Origin of the sequence: Hymenobacter fodinae (assembly GCF_004745825.1) — a bacterium.
Taxonomy (GTDB): Bacteria; Bacteroidota; Bacteroidia; order Cytophagales; family Hymenobacteraceae; genus Hymenobacter; species Hymenobacter fodinae.
Genome location: NZ_SRLA01000001.1, coordinates 154,454 through 170,575 on the forward strand (window position 1 = coordinate 154,454; position 16,122 = coordinate 170,575).

Here is a 16,122-nt window from a genome sequence, read left to right on the forward strand (position 1 = left end):
GCAAGCTATTCTATCCCAGATGGGTTTATTCGATGCTCCTAAGCCCGTGGGAGTTGAAATAAAGGGCAATGTGCTGTACTGCGTCATCTGCCGGTACGACCGATTCTGGCGCAGGCACATCCGGCTAGACCCAGCAGAATTATTTCACTCCGACTGGTTCGACCCGACCGTAGTGGCCTACACCTGCGACAATTGCGGCTACATCCATTGGTTTAAGCCGCAGTAAGCGGGGCGTAGATTTCGACGCTGACGACGCTTTTTTGAGCCCTGAGCTGCGGCTGCTAGGCCTCCTCACCTTAAAGTAGCTTGCAAGTATAGTGGGCACCACCGCAGGTCGCGAGGGTTTATGCTCCTTTCCGGCTCTGCAGTAGCGCGCAGCGAGGTAGCTTATTTTGTTAGAATGGTGCCACCGCAGTTTTCGGGGCACTTCTCGTAGCTTTCCGCTGCCAGTACATCGGTGGCACTGTTGGCAACCGGCGTGGTGATGTCGCGGCCAGCTTCATCCACGCCCACCACTACGATACCGTGGGTGTTATCCTCATTCAGGATCCGATAGATGCGAATCCCGTAACAGTTGGTCGCGGCTCTGATTTCGTCGATGATAGCCAGGTTACAGTAGTTCGAGCTGGTGTTGCCTTTATAGCGCTTCTTGTACTTGTTGGCGTACTGCTTGGCCGTGGGAATAGAAACCGGGTCGCCCGCATTAGGATTGAACGGACTAGGTGAGTTTGGGTCGGAGTCGCCGAGTGGGAAGCCAGGAGTTCCTTTCTTGCGCGAGGTAAGCAATAGGGCGGCGCCGGCCAGTAATAAACCGGCACCTAGCAGAGAGTTAGAGTTCTTCATATGAAAGGAGAAAAAGGTGTGTAAGGTGAATTGGGTTGAGTGGTAAGGATTAGGGCTCTTGTCAGCTATGCCGGGCTCTAGGTCTGCATTTAATTAGGCAAAAGCAAGCCTACAGCTGAGCTTAAGGTACCCTAGGCCTCTTCAGTAGTACAAGGGGTGGCCCTAGTGCCGGATGTGCCAAGGACAGCGGCAAACAAAGCCCCGGCGGTAGCGGTACTAGGCACATGCATTTCACTCTTCGCACGCACGTAGCGGCAGCCCCGGCGCAAGTGTGGGCCGGTTTCACCCGGGAGTTGTTCCTAGCGCTGGCTCCGCCGTTTCCGCCATTTCATCTGGTCCGCTTTGATGGCTGCCGCCGTGGCGACGAGGTGCACATTGAGCTGGGCGCCGGCCCCTTCCGGCAACCCTGGACTTCCCTCATCACCGACCACGGCGTGCTCCCCGATGGCACCTACTTCTTCGTGGATGAAGGCCAGATACTGCCCACCCCGTTGCGGTTTTGGCGCCACCGCCACCTGATGCAGCCCGCTCCCGGTGGCGGTGCCTATATTGTGGAGGATCTGGAGTACCGCACTGGCCTACGCGCTCTAGATTTGTTGATGCGGCCTGTAATGTGGGCACAGTTTGCCTGGCGTAGGCCTATCTACCGGCGCTGGTTTGGCATGCCCTCGGCCCGGTAGCGCACGAAAACTAAACGGTTAGGCAGCGCCAACCGGCCAGCTCCCGTATAGGACCGCAGCAAGTAGTGTAGCTTGCGCCCGCTTCTGGTTTTGCCCATGCGTATGACTTGTACTTCTGCTCACCGTACCCGGTTTTTCCTGTATCTCCCCTTGGCGCTGCTCCTCCTGACGCTGGCCTCGGGTTGCCGCAATGCCCAGTCGGCGTTTCAGTTCCGACCTGCCCCCACAATAGCGGCCCCTAGGCCAGTATCCACCCCCAAAGTCACTACGAACCACGTTGAAGTGAGGGCAACGCCCCAGCCAGTACTTGTGGCAACTACCACTGAAGCAGCACCGCCTGCATCCCTAAAACCCCGGCAGCTACGGCAAGAGTTACGCCGAGCAGTAGCGCAGGCTACAACAACTCCACGGCAGTTACTGAAGCCGCTACTGGCGCGGCCAGCAGCGCAAAAAGCGCATAAGGCTGCCGGGCCCCGCCACGATACCGAGGTAGGCTTAGGCACCACGGTGCTGGGCGTGCTAGGCCTAGTAGTATTGCCCATTAGCCTGATCGGCTTATTGATTTGGGGTGGCCCGGTCTGGGCTATTCTGGCGGGACTGGCCGCCTTAGCTGTGCTAGTGGCCTACCTCGACCCCTTCGGTTAAGCCTCAGGCTGATGTTGACTTTTTGAGCTGAACCCCTGATGCTAGGCCACCGGCGGGCTATGGTGTACCTTTGCCCTCCGCTTTTCAACTTTTGCTGCCATGCCCGCTACTATCACGCTCAAACCCGGTAAAGATCAGTCCCTTCGTCGCCGCCACCCGTGGGTGTTTTCGGGGGCTATTGGCCGCATGCAGGGCGAGGTAGTAGAAGGCGAGGTAGTGCATGTGCAGGCCGCCAACGGCGAGCTGCTGGGCGTAGGCCACTACGCCCCCGGCTCCATTGCCGTGCGCATGCTCGACTTTGGCCCCGATGCCCAACTGCCCGACGCGGCCTTCTGGGAAGCTCGTCTGCGCAATGCCTACCAGTTGCGCCAAGGCCTAGGCCTCACGGGCACTGGCAACACCAACGTGTACCGCCTCACCCACGCCGAGGGCGACGGTCTGCCCGGCCTCATTATTGACGTGTACGGCGACGTGGCCGTGGTGCAGGCGCATAGCGCCGGTATGTACAAAGCCCGCCCCCTGATTGCCGCCGCCCTGCAAGCCGTAATTCCGGGCTTGCGCGCCATCTACGACAAGAGCGCCGAAACTGTGCCAGCCAAAGCGGCCCCAGGTGCCCAAAATGGATATCTGTTTGGGGAAAGCAACGGGCAGGAACACATTGTACAGGAAAACGGGCACCCCTTTGCCGTCGATTGGGAATCGGGCCAGAAGACCGGCTTCTTCATCGATCAGCGCGACAACCGCAGCCTACTGGCCCGCTACGCCCCCGGTCGCCGGGTGCTCAACACGTTCTGCTACACCGGCGGCTTCAGCAGCTACGCCCTGGAGGCCGGCGCGGAGCTGGTGCACTCTGTGGATAGCTCAAAGAAAGCCATTGAGCTGACCGAGCGCAACGCCGCCCTCACTGGCCTAGAGAGCAAGCACGAGGCGTTTGCCCAGGATGTATTCACCTTCATGAAGGATACCGAGGAGCAGTACGACCTCATCGTGCTTGATCCGCCGGCCTTCGCCAAGCACCTCTCGGCCCGCCACAACGCCCTCATGGGCTACAAGCGCCTGAATGCAGCCGGCATCCGGCATATTGCGCCGGGTGGGTTGCTGTTCACGTTCAGCTGCTCGCAGGTAGTTTCGGCGGAGCTGTTTGAAGGGGCCGTACTAGCCGCTGCCATTGAGGCTGGCCGCCCCGCCCGCATACTGCACCGCCTTACCCAACCCGCCGACCACCCCGTGAGCCTGTTCCACCCTGAGGGTGAATACCTGAAAGGGCTTGTGCTGGCAGTGGAGTAGGAGCTTAACTGCTTGATTCGATGCTGGGCGTCTGGCTTGCTGATGCGTTTTGCTATGCGTAGTTCCTTTTTCGCGTTAGGAATTGCTGGGCTGATCCTGACCGCCTGCGAGCAGCGCCAGCCCACCGAGCGAACTGCCGCGCCTAGCCCTCTCGCCGACACTACCCTGACGGTAGCACTGCCGACGGCCCAGCCGACTCCGCCCGATACCACGGATGCCAGCCGAACCAGCCTAGGTTACCAAGCAGGCCGCGACACTACGTTTTACCTGGGGAAGCAGCGCTACCGCTTGCTGTTGCGTGCCGAAACCGACTCAACCAAACCGCTGGTGGCAGTAACGGATGGGAGTGTAGGTGAGGCATTTGCCGAGGATACTAGCACCTTCGCCACCACCCGGCGCGTACGTGGCTACGAGGGAGGACCAGTCATTACTCTGCTCGATTCGGCGGGGCGCCGGGTGTTTCAACGGCGCCTGCGAAAGGCTGACTTCTACGGTGCTGCCAGTCGTGATATTGTGACGGTGAGCAAGCCGGAGCGACCCAAGTTCATTGGTGGTTATGCTCCGGGCAAAACGCTTGCCTTTACGCTTGATATCGGAATTCCATACAGCGACGTGTGGCAGAAGTGCGTTCTGATGCTAGGCCTAGATGGCCGGGTGCGCCACATAGCAAGCAGCTACGACTCCAACTGGGATGGCCCCGACTGTGAGCCTCGGCTGTTGCCTGATGGCACCTTGCTAACCTGCCGGGCCTTGCTGCAGCCTGATGGCAAATTGGTAAGCCTGCAGAAGCCTAAGTCCCAGATAGTAGCGGCTTTTCCCCTAACAGATAGCACCCTATTCACGGTGCATCGGTACGGAGAATACCAGCAGCAAACCACAAACGAGGAGAAGGCAGCCGCAAGCCAGCAGGAAAGTGCTGACTTCCAGGACGCGAAGTGGATAGTAGACAAACGCCTGCGAAATGCACCAAATGCCTTTGTGCTTAGCACGAAAGGTCAGTTGCTGAAGCAATTCCGCTATGATGGCTACGGAGGCACCATGTTTTACCAGGTTCCCCGGCGCTACGTGTGGCAAACCCATTCCTACTATCTGCTGGATGAGAAACGTGGTCTCACCCAGCTCGACAAGCACAACCCGGCCGTCCTTACGGAGCTACCGTTCCGGCAGATGCAGCGCTTCCGGCGGCCCCAGCGCCCCGCCGAAATCCGGTTTACGCTTAGTCCAGAAGCATCGTCCTATTCCTACGCCTTCTACGTCAACCCTACCCAGCCCACAAAGCTGCGCTATGAGCGAATTCAGCGCCCGGCAGGAATGTGAAGTGAACTACTGCCGCGTAGTCTAGTTTAGTAGTATTCTTGTTGCTCATTCCCGCCCTCATGTCCGCTTCCCGCTCTGCCCGCAAGTCCAACTCCCCTAAGCAACCCGCCGCTATCATTGGGGCTGGGATTGGGGGCATTGCTACGGCCGTGCGGCTGGCGCTAGCGGGGCACAAGGTTACGGTGTTTGAGGCCCAGGAGAGCTTTGGGGGAAAGATGCACCAGTTGGTGCTGCCGGGCGGCTACCGCTTTGATGGGGGGCCCTCATTGTTCACTCTACCCCACCTGGTGGATGAACTGTTCCGGCTGGCTGGCCGCGAGCCCAAAGAGCACTTCCGCTACCAGCGTCTTGACCCCATCACCCAGTACTTCTTTCCCGACGGTACCCAACTCACCGCCTGGGCCGACGAGGAGAAGTTTGCCCAGGAGGTAGAGCAAAAGCTGGGCGTGCCTGCCCCCGAGGTGCTGCAGTTTCTAAAGCGCAGCCGACTGGCCTACGACGCCACTGCCGACACCTTCCTGCAAAAGTCCCTGCACAAGGCCCGCACTTACCTCTCCGCTGATGTGCTAAAGGCACTGGCGGCCCTGCCCCGGCTCGGCCTCACCAGCACCATGCACCAGCGCCACACGGCCGCTTTTCCGCAGGAGCCGCGCCTAGTACAGCTCTTCGACCGGTTTGCCACTTACAACGGCTCCGACCCCTATCAGGCCCCGGCTACGCTCAGCATGATTCCGCACCTGGAGCACGGGCTAGGCGCCTTCTACCCCGAAGGCGGCATCTACGCCATTGCCGAAAGCTTGGTGAAGCTGGCTGAGGAACTGGGCGTGCAGTTCCGCTACAACGAGCCGGTGGAGGAAATCCTGACTGCGGCCGGCCGCGTGACTGGCCTACGCACCACCCAGGAAGTGTACGACTTCGGGCTAGTGGTCAGCAACATGGATGTGGTGCCCACCTACCGCCGTTTGCTGCACAAAGAGCCCGCCCCCGAGCGTACGCTGCGGCAGCCGCGCTCCTCCTCGGCCCTGATTTTCTACTGGGGCATTGGGCAGCGCTTTCCGCAGCTGGGCGTGCACAACATCTTTTTCTCCGAAGACTACAAGCGTGAGTTCGACGCCATCTTCCAGGAAAAGACCATTGCCGCCGACCCCACGGTATACGTAAACATTACCAGTGGCCACACCCCCACCGATGCGCCTGAGGGCCACGAGAACTGGTTTGTAATGGTAAACGTACCCCACGACCAGGGCCAGGACTGGCCTACGCTGGTGGCCCGCACCCGAGAGGCGGTGCTGTCTCGCGTGAGCCAAGCCCTGGGCACCGATGTAGGCCAGTTGATTCGGGCCGAGCACGTGTGGGACCCGCCGGGCATTGAGGCCCGAACCTCCTCGTTCGGTGGGGCGTTATACGGGAGTTCCTCCAACAACACAATGGCGGCCTTTCTGCGGCATCCCAACTTTTCGCAGCAGCTGGAAGGCCTCTATTTTTGTGGCGGCTCGGTGCACCCGGGGGGCGGTATTCCGCTCTGCCTGCTCTCGGCCCGCATTGTGGCCGACTTAATTGCCCAGTAGAGTGCTTAGGTGCGCCGCCCTAGCCGCTAAACCACCGTGCGGCAGCCTTGTTGTGGAGGCGCAGTTTGTAAGTTTTTGCGTGAGAATTTTTATTTGCCTCTGATGACCGAACCAACCCAACAGCCTCAACCCATAGTCGCCGAGGCTCCTGATACTGCGCGGCGCCGTCTGCGGCTGGCGCAGGGCGTGCTGCTGCTTTTTCACGTTACCGGGTTCTTGGGGCTGGGCTTTGCACAGGATAAGTCGTTCTACCTGCAGTTTGTGCCTCTAAACCTGCTCCTGACGGCGGGGTTGCTGATTGCCTTCCAGCCCCGGCGCGATGCCACCTTCTGGAGCTTTGTGGTTGTAACTATGCTGGTGGGCTTCTTCGTGGAGGTGGCGGGCATCCGCACGGGGCTTATTTTTGGGCAGTATGAGTACGGCCCCACGCTGGGTCCGCAGTGGCTCGATGTCCCTCTGATCATCGGCCTCAATTGGTTTATGCTCGTGTTGATGGGTGGCTCGCTGGCCAACTACCTGAAGCTGTCAGGGTTCCTAAAAGCCGTGGTAGGGGCGTTGCTGTTGGTAGGCATGGACCTCTGCATTGAGCCGGTGGCCGTGAAATACGATTTCTGGGATTGGCGTTACAACATCATTCCGCTGCAGAATTTTAAAGGCTGGTTTGCAGTGGCGCTTATTCTGCTGGTATATTTCAATCGGCTGGAGATCAGCAGGCGTAACCCCCTAGTGCCGTTTTTGTATCTGCTGCAGCTCCTGTTTTTTTTCGGGCTCAGTATGCTAGCCTAGGCCTCTGTATCGTTTGATAGTAGGTTGGTGCGAGCGGATGGCCTACGTATTATTTTATCCGACATGTTATGGAGGACACCGTACTCCACCAATTAATAGAGCGAGCCAATGACTTATTGCGCCAGGTGGGCGTGGGCATTCTGCACGAAGAGCAGCTGGCCGTTGCCCTCGACCTGACCGTGCCCGCCTTCCGGGAGGTGTTCGGCAGCAAAGCAGGCCTACTTCGCCTGACTACCCAGCATAATTTGCAGCGCCAGCGCCAGGAGCACGATCAGCTATTCGTAAACCTGGCTACTCCCGTAGAGTGCTTGCTGGCTTGGCTGCACCACAGTCTGCAGGAGTTGCGCCGCTCGCCCCACTACGATTACCATGTGCTGCGCGAGCAGTACCCAGAGTGCTGGGGCCTTATTCAGGAGCACTTGTATGTGTACTCGTTCCCGCTGCTCACGCGCCTGCTGCAGGAGGGTATTCAGGAGGGACAGTTCCGCTCCGACCTGGAGCCGGGCCTCATTGCGCATATCATGATGGCCCAGATGAACATGATTCTGAACGAGGCCTACTTTCCGCCCGACCACGTCAACCAGGCCGATATTTATCGGAGCGTGTTTACGCCCTACGTGCGGGGCCTTTGCACCGTGGAAGGCCTGCGCTTGGTAAGCCTGCACTTCGAGCGAATGTAGCCCCTGTGCTAACTTCTGCGCCGTAACAGAACTACCCCTAGCTTACGGTTAAGCTGCGTGCCAGTGCTAACCGGTAGCGTAGGCGGCAGGTGTTCAATAAGTTAAGCGAGAGCTCGGGCGGCCAAACGAAATATTGGCCGGAAGATTGTGGGAGGCGCTGGAAAGTCACGTACTTTGGTGAGGCAGCCATGCCTCGCCGCGCCCCTTCCTTCCTACCATTCTCTATGAACCAAACTGACAAGGCCCGCCTGTTTGAGCAGGCACAGGCACTCTTTCACCGCGCTGGTGGTATAACTGAGTTGTCAGAAGCTGACCTTCTTACTGGCCTAGAACTTACGCCCGCCGCTTTTCAGGCCACCTTCCACAACCAAGAGGAGTTTCTGGTGCAGGTGGTCCGCTTCGATTTGGAGCGGCAGAAGCAGGAGCACCAGCATCTTCTGTCTCAACTGCACTCGCCCGTTGAACGCATCTTGGCCCTGTTGCAGCACGGCATTGCCGAGATGCAACGCGCCCCTAAAACCGATTACATCGCTCTGCAGCGCGAGTATCCGCGGGTGTGGGAGGTGCTGCTGCAGCACTTGCAAAGCTACTCGGCACCTCAGATTCATGGCTTGCTGAATGAGGGTATCCTGCAGCGCCAGTTCCGGGGCGACATCAACATTGTGCTGGTTACCAAGATTATTCTGGAGCAGATGCAGTTGATTCTAAACTCGGCAGTCTTCCCGCCCGACCGCTATAACCTGGCGGAAGTATTCAGAAGTATTTACTTGTACTACATCCGGGGTATTTGCACCGAAGAGGGCATCCAGCTGGCTTCCAAGCACTTTGCGCGCATCTAAAGCCCCTGCCCACTAGGTCAGTAACACCAGCGCCTGCCCTCCGCTTCGGAAGGCAGGCGCTGGTGTTACTGGCCTAGTGGGGAACCGAGCTTAGGAGCCTAGCTGATAGACACCCGTACCTTTTTGGTGTACTCGCGCAGGGCATCCTTAAATTGGGAGCCGTGCTCACGCATGTGATTATGAATGAAGATAGCTGCGAAAATATGCGTGAGCTGTTCGCCTTCGTCTTCACCTTCTACCTCAAACGGGAGGGGCTGTTCTTCTAGTAGGGCTTCTTCGGCTGCCACTAGGTTTTCCAGCGTCTGGGTTTCTACCAGGCGCTTAATAACGGGCATTTTCATGGGGCAGCTTAGTTGGCGTGGAGTTTCGAAATCAGCTCCACTACCGCCTCTTCCTTGCTGGCAGCCAGCGTTTCGAGCAGCTCTCCATTGCGGAATACCGCAAAGTAAGGCAGGTTGGTAACGTTAGCCAGCTTGCGGGCCTCAGGGCTGGTTTCCGCGTTTACGTCGAGGAAGGCTACTTCGGGCTCCGCCTCCGAGAGGCGCTTGAACTTTGGCGAAAACAGCCGGCAGTTGCCACACCAGTCGGCGTAGTATTTCACTACTACCTTTTCATGCTGGTCGAGGAGCTGGCGAAAATCGGCATCAGTGGCTTTCGTAACGGGCATTGCAACAGAGTTTGGTAAACAACAGGAGGGGTCCAGATAAGAATCATTCTTATCGGGGTGCAAAGGTAAGGCACTGATTTCGGAAAAGCCTACCCCATTTAAAACTACCTGGCCTACCTCATGAGGCGGGCGTACCGCCTTGGCTCTCAGTGGTAGTGGTACAGCCGAGTATATGCACTGAACTGTATCGGCGCGGCACAGCTAGTCAGGAGGGGCGGTAGGATGGGGCGAAGCTGGGGAGTACTTTGTTTGCTGCCGGAACCGACTTAACCCGTAGCCTTGGCTTACGTTATCTGGGGTACGGCCAGCCCTTAGGCCAGGTAGCGCAACTGCGGAGGCGGTGCTTGGTGGCGTGGTCATAACTGCGGCTATTCTTTGCGTATGCAGAACCTTATCTTTTTCGGCAATAGCCTCACGGCTGGCTATCAGCTTCGGGCTAGTGAGTCGTTTCCGGCTCGGATTCAGGAGAAAATAGATGCGCTAGGCCTGTCTTATAAAGCTCATAACTACGGGGTGAGCGGCGAAACCACTGCCGGCGGCCGGCAGCGCATTAGTTCCGTGCTGGCCCGCTTCACGAACATTGAGGTGTTTGTGCTGGAGCTAGGAGCCAACGACGGGCTGCGCGGCATCCCCGTGCGCGAAACCACCCAAAACCTACAGTTCATTCTGGATGAGGTTCGGCGCCAGCACCCCAAGGCGCGCATTGTGCTGGTAGGCCTAGAGTTTCCATTCGACTTAGGGCCTCTGGCTACGCTCGGGGGTGGCCGCTATGGGCACTACGCGCAAGAGTTTAAAGCCTTGTTCCGATTGCTGGCCGAGAAAAACCAAGTCGATTTCGTGCCTTTCCTGCTGCAGGGGGTTATTGGGCAGCGTCACCTTAACCTACCCGATGGGGTGCACCCCAACGCCGCAGGCCAGCGCATTCTGGCCGATAACGTGTGGACCATATTGCGTCCGGTTTTGGAGCGGGGCTAACCCAAAGGCTACCTAAGCAAGACATTTTTTTACTGGAAACGCCGCTTTTTTTTTAAGTCTTGTTCCGGTTTTGAATTCGGCCTTCTCAATAGCGGAAAAGCGGTTGGCTATGGAAACTCAACTGTGGCAAGAAGCTGGGGCATAGCCGCCAGGGGCAGTGCGGCTGAACCGTAGGCAAACAAACGGGCGAAGCTGCGGGTATATAGCTCTGTGCTGATGCTTCCTACTTTAGGTAGCCACAGCGGTTCTAGTGCACCAGTATGCTTTCACGTTTCCGCTCCCAACCTCTTCTCACGTATGTGTCCGTAGCTGCCACCGCCCTTGGCCTGAGCAGCTGCGAGATGCTGGAATTTAGCCCCAATGATCATCGCTCACCCGATGATAAGCAGGCCCTGACCCAGAAAAACTTAACCACGCTGTTGGCCAAGCCACTGCCTGCCAACGATACCCTTCGCTTTGTCTACACCGGTGACTCTCAACGCTTCTACGACGATGCGGAGGCCTTGGTGAAAAGTGTAAACCAGCAGAAGGGCGTGCAGTTCATGCTGGTGGCCGGCGACATTTCCGACTTTGGGCTAGCCCGCGAAATGTGGTGGGTAGATGACCAACTGCGCAAGCTGACCATTCCTTACCTCACCGTTATCGGCAACCACGACCAAGTGGGCAACGGCCGCAAGGCGTACGGGGAGGTGTTCGGGCCTCTGAACTACTCGTTCGTGTACGGCGACACGAAGTTTATCATGACCGACACCAACGGGCGCGAGTACAACTTCAACGGCCGCATCCCCGACATGCCCTGGGTACGCCAGCAGTTGCAGGACAACACCGTGCGCCGCCACGTGATTATCTCCCACGTGCCCCCGCAAGACGAGGACTTTGACCCCGCCGTGCGTGATGCATACGTAACGGCCCTGCGCGCAGATCCGCGCCTGGTGTTTGAGATGAACGGCCACCGCCACGACTTCAGCATTGGGCAGCCCTTCAACGATGGCGTTACCTACGTCAACTCCTACGCCTTCGAAAAGCGCCAATACCTCATTGTGACGATGTGGGGCGACAAGGAGTTTCGGCTTAAAAAAGTACCCTTCTAATAATGGCACCGCAATTTCTGTTGGCCGCCGCGTTGGCCTGCTCCCCGACGGCGCCTGACACCGCCGCCCGCCCCGCCACCCCTGACTCGCTCATCACGCGCTCCACTGGCCTAGAGCCCCTCGATAAAAAGCCTTGGTACCGTCCCCGCCACATAGTGCTGCAAACTGGGGGCGGCATTGGCATGGTGGCCGCCGGCGTAGGCTATAGCCTGGGCAAAGACAAAAATGAGCTGGATATTCTGCTAGGGTACGTGCCCACCAAGTACGCTGGCTCTTCCCTGAGCATTGTCACGGCCAAGTACACCTACTCGCCCTTTGTGTTGCCCCTCGGTGAGCGGTGGCAAATCCGGCCCCTCACGGTGGGTGGTTACCTGAGCTACACCCACGGCACCGTCAACGACGAGGAAAAGGGCCAGTACGCCAAGGGCTACTACTGGTTTTCTACTGACACCCGCGTGGGCCCCGTGTTGGGCAGCCGCCTGGCCTACCGCCGGCGCACCCCCGCCGGACAACCCCGCAACGTGGCGTTTTACTACGAGCTGAGCAGCAACGACTTATATATTCTCAGCTACGTGCAGAACCGCAAGGCGCTGTCGGTAGGGGATATTCTGACGTTGAGCTTGGGCCTGAAGGCTGATTTTTAAAGTGGCCTCCGGGCCGAAGGTGCAGGTGGGTAGGCTAAGCAAGCTCGCCCGTAAGGTTACTTCTCCATGAATAGCTGGTATTCCTGCGGATGTGTACTGGCCCTCACGAGCTTGGTGAGCTGTTCGTTGGTGGAATACAGTCCCAACCAAACCCACCTGCCCGCCACTGAGCGGGGCTTGACTACGCAAACGCTGGCCCATCTGCAGCAAATGCCCCGCGCCGCTGCAGGCGACACCGTGCGGTTTGTATTTGTGGGTGATACCCAGCGTTTTTACGATGAAACCGAGCAGTTTGTGGCCAGCGTCAATCGGCAGCGAGCCATTGATTTCGTATTTGTGGGGGGCGACATCTCCGACTTTGGTTTGCTGCGAGAGTTCCGGTGGGTGCACCAGCGCCTGCAGCAGTTACGCGTGCCCTACCTCACGGTGGTCGGCAACCATGATCTGGTGGGTAACGGGCGCGCCATCTACCAGTCCATCTACGGACCCCTGAACTACTCCTTCCGGTACGGCGGCACCAAGTTTATCTGCCTCGACACCAACGGCCGTGAGTATGGCTTTGGGGCCCAGGTACCCGATGTGCCGTGGCTCCGGCAGCAGCTGCAGGATACCGCGGGCAGCCAGCGTACGGTGGTGCTCAGCCACGTGCCTCCCACCGATGAAGACTTCGACCCCGCTCTGGTACCGCCTTACACTGCCACCTTGCGCGGCTGCTCTCGGCTGGTGTTTCACTTGAGCGGGCACGTACACCGCTACACGGCCGGCCAGCCCTTCCACGACGGCGTTACTTACCTGACCACTTATAGCCTAGCCAAGCACCGCTACCACATCATCTCGCTGTGGGGGCAGCGCCAGTTTCGACTAGAAACCGTGACCTATGGGCCTGAAGCGTAGGCTGTTGCTAGGCCTGCTGGCCTCCATCTGGGTAGCTCTACCCGTGCAAGCGCAAACCGACGCTCAACCCTCGGCGGGGCCGTTCTTCCTGACGCTGCACTTTGCCGGCGGCACTGGCCTAGTGGCCCTGGGCGGGGGCTACCGGGTAGCGCACCAACGCCTAGAGCCCGAAGTGCTGGTAGGCTATTTACCGGCGAAGCTTGCGGGTCGGGCGGCGGCAGTCATCACCCTCAAAACCACCTATATACCTTTCTCGCCGCGCCTAGGCCAGTCGAGGTGGGAAGTAAGCCCCGTGGCGGCGGGCGGTTGGCTGAGCTACACCACGGGCCAACAGTACTTCCTCACCAATAACAGCGCCGGGCGCTACCGGTCCGGCTACTACTGGTGGTCGTCGGCGGTGCGGGTGGGCGCATTTGTGGGTCCTCGCCTAACGCACCTAGGCCACCCCAGCACCCCGCGCCCATCCCGGCAAACGCTCTACGCCGAGTTAGGTACCAACGACTTGTATCTTGTCAGTGCCCTTACTAACCGCAGCCTCAAGCTCCCAGATATTCTCACGCTGGGAGGCGGGTTGAAAGGAAGCTGGTAGGTTAGTTATTGGCCAGAACTGCCGCCGGCAGGAGTAGCTGGTCGACTTAGGTAGACCTCCCGAGCTTCGCGCAATATTTTCAGAAGCTCCGTACGCTGCCGCAGTAAACGCTCCATCAAGGGGCGCTCCGTGCGAAACAGGCGTAATACCCGCAACCGCCGAATTCGAGCCGTCAGGTTGCCTGCGTAACTGAGCGCATAGAACCCCGACACTGGAAGACTCAGGAAGTACAGCAGCGCCCAGCGCCAATCTTGGGTGAAGTGATACACTACTGCCGTTTGCCCTATGTAGGCCAGGGTGAAGGTTATCATGCCTACTACCAGCATGATGGGAGCCACAAACTCCACATCCTTGGTAGCTCGCTTGGCCACCATAGACGGGATTTTGTAGGGTATGTAGTTATTGATGACCCCGTACAGGAACAGTGGCGCGCCCAGCAACAGCCGCACCCCTGCCGAGAAGGCCCGGCTAGCCCGACTACCTTCCGCCTGGCGAGTTTCTAGGGCGTCGTCAGTGAGGCGGAGCTGCCGTAGCTCTTGCAGGTAGGCATGCAACTGTTCCCGCACTTCAGCAAGCCGGGCGGGGTCGTGGCCTTCAAAAAAGCGCACGGCTTTCAGTAAGGTGCGGCTGAGTTGGAAGTTATCGGAGAGGGTTTCCTCGTCGTCTTGAATGAGGTGCTGGCCAAACGTGCGCTCCACCTGGGTTACCAGCTCATCTTCCTCATCGGTGCGCGTGATAACCAGGCTGGCTTCCATGCGCCGCCTGATTTCGTCGGTCAGCACGTCGGCGGCGGCTTCGGGGTCCTGGCGGTAGTGCTCGGCGTATTCGGCCACCCTAATGGGCTCGGCCAGTTCCACGTACACATCGGAGCGGAAACGCTGCGGGTCGAAGTAGTTGATGCCCATGGGCAGAATGTGCAGGCCTAGCTTAAAGTCGTGGCGGGCCTCGGCACCCAAGGCAATGCGGGCCGCGCCTGTCTTTAGAGGCCGCAGCCGCCGCTCCGAAACGCTGGTGCCCTCGGGGAAAATCATGATGGTGCCGCCCCGGTCAAAGTAGTCGTAGCACCGGCCAAAGGCCTTCTCATTCTGGGCTTCCAGCTGGGCGGGCGTCAGAGTTTCGGCGCCGGTGTCGAGGTCTTGGCGGCGGTAAATCGGGATGGAGTTGCCCGACTCCATAATGGCCCGCAGAATGGGGTTTTTGAAGAAGGTGCTCTTGGCCAAGAATGCCACCGGCTGCCGGCGGTTGATAGCGGCTACCAGCGGGTCCATGAGGGTATTGGGGTGGTTACTGGTGATGAGCAAGGGGCCACGCATCTGCAGGCGCTCGGGGTGGCGCACTTCTAGCTGCCGGAAAAACACGCGTAGGGCTACCTGCACGAGGGGCTTCATCACAGTATAAAAGAGCATGGGCAGGAAAAGCTGAGAGTGGGAGAACGGAAACGGGAAAAGCGGGTAATGTTGAGCTTACGAAACCGACGGTAATTTAGGAACCGTATCTAGGCCACTTCTTGAAAAAAGGCCAAGACTTCTGGCAAGAACTTACTGCCTTACCCGTTCCGGTACAGCCAGCCTTCATAGTAGGCCTAGCGCCGCACGATGCAGAGCTTATTGTACGTTCAGTTGCATAGGCATGGGCTGGTATTTCTTGCTGCCAGCAGCTTCCGGCTAAATCCAGCATCTTTGACCCAAGTTTAGAATTGCCCGTTATGCGTTTGCTGTTTGTTTTTCTGGGGATGGTGCTGGTTCCAATGGCTAGTAGGGCCCAAACTGCTGGGGCTGCCGAAGCGGCGGCGCAAGCTACGGCCATTAAAAAGGCCAACCAGCTGATGCTGGAACGCCGCTACGAATCGGCGTGGAAGCTATTGAAATTCACGGATCAAATGAACGTGGAGCCGGCCGTGGCCCTGAAAAAGACCGAGCTGGCCCTCAACTACCACCTTGGCACCGACGAGCTGACGCGCTTTGCCTTCCGCGACTTGGCGTTGCTTTCGCCCTCCATTGATAGCCTGCGCCAGGCGGGGCGCGATTCTGTGCGCTACTCCTTCCCGGTGCGTCGCGTGCTGGAGAAGCTCAAGGATAAATACCCCGACAACTACAAGCTCGACCGCGCCCTCGGCGACTACTACTTTGCCGTGCAACAGTGCGACTGCGCCGAGCAGGACCTGGGCGAGGATGAGGTGTTCCGGCGCACTATTCGGTTCTACCAGCAGGCCCACGACCACGGCCAGGGCGACTACCTTTCCTACTTCGCCTTGGGGTACGCCTACCAGCGCCTAGGCCAGTTTCAGGAAAGCCTGATGCCGTTTGAGCGCTCTATTCAGCTGCGCAAAAACTATCCTACCTCCCACCTCAATGTGGCATTTGTGTATCTGGAGCTTAAGGAGTTTGACAAGGCTCGCGCCCACGCCCGCCGTGCCGTGCAGCTCTTTGAGGACGCCGCCCACAAAGAAGACGCGAGCTTTCTGCTAACCCAGATTGAGGAGCGCATGAAAGAAACTGCTGCCTCCAAGCCGCAGTAAGCTAGCAGATAGGTGAGTAGTGGCCTAGACCAGCGGAGTGCGGTTACTTCGAACAAAAGCCCCCGGATAGTAGCCTAGTGGCTACTATCCGGGGGCTTT

19 protein-coding genes are annotated in these 16,122 nt (G+C 58.7%); 15 read left to right on the forward strand and 4 right to left on the reverse strand.

Annotation, left to right across the window (positions count from 1 at the left end; translation table 11 throughout):
- Positions 1 to 19 precede the first annotated feature (19 nt).
- Positions 20 to 226, forward strand: coding sequence for a hypothetical protein (locus EU556_RS00625; RefSeq protein ID WP_135429977.1), 207 nt, complete (start codon positions 20 to 22; stop codon positions 224 to 226).
- Positions 227 to 387: 161 nt separating this feature from the next.
- Here EU556_RS00625 and EU556_RS00630 read toward each other — a convergent pair whose 3' ends face one another.
- The gene (locus EU556_RS00630) at positions 388 to 843 is read right to left on the reverse strand and encodes a hypothetical protein (RefSeq protein ID WP_135429979.1); all 456 of its coding nucleotides are present in this window, start codon (positions 841 to 843) and stop codon (positions 388 to 390) included.
- Positions 844 to 1,067: 224 nt separating this feature from the next.
- Between EU556_RS00630 and EU556_RS00635 the strand changes: the two genes are divergently transcribed.
- The 8 genes from EU556_RS00635 to EU556_RS00670 all read left to right on the forward strand — a co-directional run bounded on the left by EU556_RS00635 (position 1,068) and on the right by EU556_RS00670 (position 8,645).
- On the forward strand, positions 1,068 to 1,523 hold the full coding sequence (locus EU556_RS00635; protein ID WP_135429982.1) for an SRPBCC family protein: 456 nt from the start codon (positions 1,068 to 1,070) through the stop codon (positions 1,521 to 1,523).
- Positions 1,524 to 1,625: 102 nt separating this feature from the next.
- Positions 1,626 to 2,168, forward strand: a complete 543-nt coding sequence (locus EU556_RS00640; protein ID WP_135429984.1) for a hypothetical protein — start codon at positions 1,626 to 1,628, stop codon at positions 2,166 to 2,168.
- A 99-nt stretch (positions 2,169 to 2,267) separates the two neighbouring features.
- Positions 2,268 to 3,455 carry a class I SAM-dependent rRNA methyltransferase gene (locus tag EU556_RS00645; RefSeq protein WP_135429986.1) on the forward strand — a complete coding sequence of 396 codons (1,188 nt, stop codon included), beginning with the start codon at positions 2,268 to 2,270 and terminating at the stop codon, positions 3,453 to 3,455.
- 54 nt (positions 3,456 to 3,509) lie between these two features.
- Positions 3,510 to 4,772, forward strand: a complete 1,263-nt coding sequence (locus EU556_RS00650; RefSeq protein ID WP_135429988.1) for a hypothetical protein — start codon at positions 3,510 to 3,512, stop codon at positions 4,770 to 4,772.
- Between the two features lie 59 nt (positions 4,773 to 4,831).
- The gene (crtD, locus tag EU556_RS00655; RefSeq protein WP_135429990.1) at positions 4,832 to 6,340 is read left to right on the forward strand and encodes a 1-hydroxycarotenoid 3,4-desaturase CrtD; all 1,509 of its coding nucleotides are present in this window, start codon (positions 4,832 to 4,834) and stop codon (positions 6,338 to 6,340) included.
- A gap of 102 nt (positions 6,341 to 6,442) precedes the next feature.
- Entirely contained in the window at positions 6,443 to 7,126 is a 684-nt protein-coding gene (locus tag EU556_RS00660; RefSeq protein WP_135429992.1) for a carotenoid biosynthesis protein, read from the forward strand.
- A 68-nt stretch (positions 7,127 to 7,194) separates the two neighbouring features.
- Positions 7,195 to 7,806 carry a TetR/AcrR family transcriptional regulator gene (locus tag EU556_RS00665; RefSeq protein ID WP_135429994.1) on the forward strand — a complete coding sequence of 204 codons (612 nt, stop codon included), beginning with the start codon at positions 7,195 to 7,197 and terminating at the stop codon, positions 7,804 to 7,806.
- Between the two features lie 224 nt (positions 7,807 to 8,030).
- Positions 8,031 to 8,645, forward strand: a complete 615-nt coding sequence (locus EU556_RS00670) for a TetR/AcrR family transcriptional regulator (RefSeq protein WP_135429996.1) — start codon at positions 8,031 to 8,033, stop codon at positions 8,643 to 8,645.
- A gap of 98 nt (positions 8,646 to 8,743) precedes the next feature.
- Here EU556_RS00670 and EU556_RS00675 read toward each other — a convergent pair whose 3' ends face one another.
- Positions 8,744 to 8,986: a DUF6952 family protein gene (locus tag EU556_RS00675; protein WP_135429998.1), complete on the reverse strand. Its 243-nt coding sequence runs from the start codon at positions 8,984 to 8,986 to the stop codon at positions 8,744 to 8,746.
- An 8-nt stretch (positions 8,987 to 8,994) separates the two neighbouring features.
- Complete coding sequence (locus tag EU556_RS00680) at positions 8,995 to 9,312, reverse strand: thioredoxin family protein (RefSeq protein WP_135430000.1); 318 nt, start codon at positions 9,310 to 9,312, stop codon at positions 8,995 to 8,997.
- A 381-nt stretch (positions 9,313 to 9,693) separates the two neighbouring features.
- On the opposite strand from EU556_RS00680, the gene EU556_RS00685 reads away from it, so the two are divergent.
- From EU556_RS00685 to EU556_RS00705, 5 genes are all read left to right on the forward strand, one after another.
- On the forward strand, positions 9,694 to 10,287 hold the full coding sequence (locus EU556_RS00685) for an arylesterase (protein ID WP_135430002.1): 594 nt from the start codon (positions 9,694 to 9,696) through the stop codon (positions 10,285 to 10,287).
- A 260-nt stretch (positions 10,288 to 10,547) separates the two neighbouring features.
- The gene (locus EU556_RS00690) at positions 10,548 to 11,378 is read left to right on the forward strand and encodes a metallophosphoesterase family protein (protein WP_135430004.1); all 831 of its coding nucleotides are present in this window, start codon (positions 10,548 to 10,550) and stop codon (positions 11,376 to 11,378) included.
- Positions 11,379 to 11,380: 2 nt separating this feature from the next.
- Positions 11,381 to 12,022: a hypothetical protein gene (locus EU556_RS00695; RefSeq protein WP_135430006.1), complete on the forward strand. Its 642-nt coding sequence runs from the start codon at positions 11,381 to 11,383 to the stop codon at positions 12,020 to 12,022.
- Positions 12,023 to 12,088: 66 nt separating this feature from the next.
- Positions 12,089 to 12,916, forward strand: coding sequence for a metallophosphoesterase family protein (locus EU556_RS00700; protein WP_135430008.1), 828 nt, complete (start codon positions 12,089 to 12,091; stop codon positions 12,914 to 12,916).
- Positions 12,900 to 13,505: a hypothetical protein gene (locus EU556_RS00705; protein WP_135430010.1), complete on the forward strand. Its 606-nt coding sequence runs from the start codon at positions 12,900 to 12,902 to the stop codon at positions 13,503 to 13,505. Before EU556_RS00700 ends, EU556_RS00705 begins: the two co-directional genes overlap by 17 nt.
- 5 nt (positions 13,506 to 13,510) lie before the next feature.
- On the opposite strand, the gene EU556_RS00710 is transcribed toward EU556_RS00705, so the two are convergent.
- A complete protein-coding gene (locus EU556_RS00710) occupies positions 13,511 to 14,911 on the reverse strand; it encodes a lysophospholipid acyltransferase family protein (protein ID WP_135430012.1) in 1,401 nt (466 codons plus the stop codon).
- Between the two features lie 299 nt (positions 14,912 to 15,210).
- On the opposite strand from EU556_RS00710, the gene EU556_RS00715 reads away from it, so the two are divergent.
- On the forward strand, positions 15,211 to 16,023 hold the full coding sequence (locus EU556_RS00715; protein ID WP_135430014.1) for a tetratricopeptide repeat protein: 813 nt from the start codon (positions 15,211 to 15,213) through the stop codon (positions 16,021 to 16,023).
- The last annotated feature ends 99 nt before the right edge of the window (positions 16,024 to 16,122 follow it).

Bases quoted from the DNA above. Each gene is read 5' to 3' on its own strand.
- EU556_RS00685 (WP_135430002.1), top strand. From the start codon at position 9,694: ATGCAGAACCTTATCTTTTTCGGCAATAGCCTCACGGCTGGCTATCAG.
- EU556_RS00680 (WP_135430000.1), bottom strand. From the start codon at position 9,312: ATGCCCGTTACGAAAGCCACTGATGCCGATTTTCGCCAGCTCCTCGAC.
- EU556_RS00640 (WP_135429984.1), top strand. From the start codon at position 1,626: ATGACTTGTACTTCTGCTCACCGTACCCGGTTTTTCCTGTATCTCCCC.
- EU556_RS00630 (WP_135429979.1), bottom strand. From the start codon at position 843: ATGAAGAACTCTAACTCTCTGCTAGGTGCCGGTTTATTACTGGCCGGC.
- EU556_RS00650 (WP_135429988.1), top strand. From the start codon at position 3,510: ATGCGTAGTTCCTTTTTCGCGTTAGGAATTGCTGGGCTGATCCTGACC.
- EU556_RS00715 (WP_135430014.1), top strand. From the start codon at position 15,211: ATGCGTTTGCTGTTTGTTTTTCTGGGGATGGTGCTGGTTCCAATGGCT.
- EU556_RS00645 (WP_135429986.1), top strand. From the start codon at position 2,268: ATGCCCGCTACTATCACGCTCAAACCCGGTAAAGATCAGTCCCTTCGT.
- EU556_RS00625 (WP_135429977.1), top strand. From the start codon at position 20: ATGGGTTTATTCGATGCTCCTAAGCCCGTGGGAGTTGAAATAAAGGGC.
- EU556_RS00635 (WP_135429982.1), top strand. From the start codon at position 1,068: ATGCATTTCACTCTTCGCACGCACGTAGCGGCAGCCCCGGCGCAAGTG.
- EU556_RS00675 (WP_135429998.1), bottom strand. From the start codon at position 8,986: ATGAAAATGCCCGTTATTAAGCGCCTGGTAGAAACCCAGACGCTGGAA.
- EU556_RS00695 (WP_135430006.1), top strand. From the start codon at position 11,381: ATGGCACCGCAATTTCTGTTGGCCGCCGCGTTGGCCTGCTCCCCGACG.
- EU556_RS00710 (WP_135430012.1), bottom strand. From the start codon at position 14,911: ATGCTCTTTTATACTGTGATGAAGCCCCTCGTGCAGGTAGCCCTACGC.
- EU556_RS00690 (WP_135430004.1), top strand. From the start codon at position 10,548: ATGCTTTCACGTTTCCGCTCCCAACCTCTTCTCACGTATGTGTCCGTA.
- crtD (WP_135429990.1), top strand. From the start codon at position 4,832: ATGTCCGCTTCCCGCTCTGCCCGCAAGTCCAACTCCCCTAAGCAACCC.
- EU556_RS00665 (WP_135429994.1), top strand. From the start codon at position 7,195: ATGGAGGACACCGTACTCCACCAATTAATAGAGCGAGCCAATGACTTA.
- EU556_RS00670 (WP_135429996.1), top strand. From the start codon at position 8,031: ATGAACCAAACTGACAAGGCCCGCCTGTTTGAGCAGGCACAGGCACTC.
- EU556_RS00660 (WP_135429992.1), top strand. From the start codon at position 6,443: ATGACCGAACCAACCCAACAGCCTCAACCCATAGTCGCCGAGGCTCCT.
- EU556_RS00705 (WP_135430010.1), top strand. From the start codon at position 12,900: ATGGGCCTGAAGCGTAGGCTGTTGCTAGGCCTGCTGGCCTCCATCTGG.
- EU556_RS00700 (WP_135430008.1), top strand. From the start codon at position 12,089: ATGAATAGCTGGTATTCCTGCGGATGTGTACTGGCCCTCACGAGCTTG.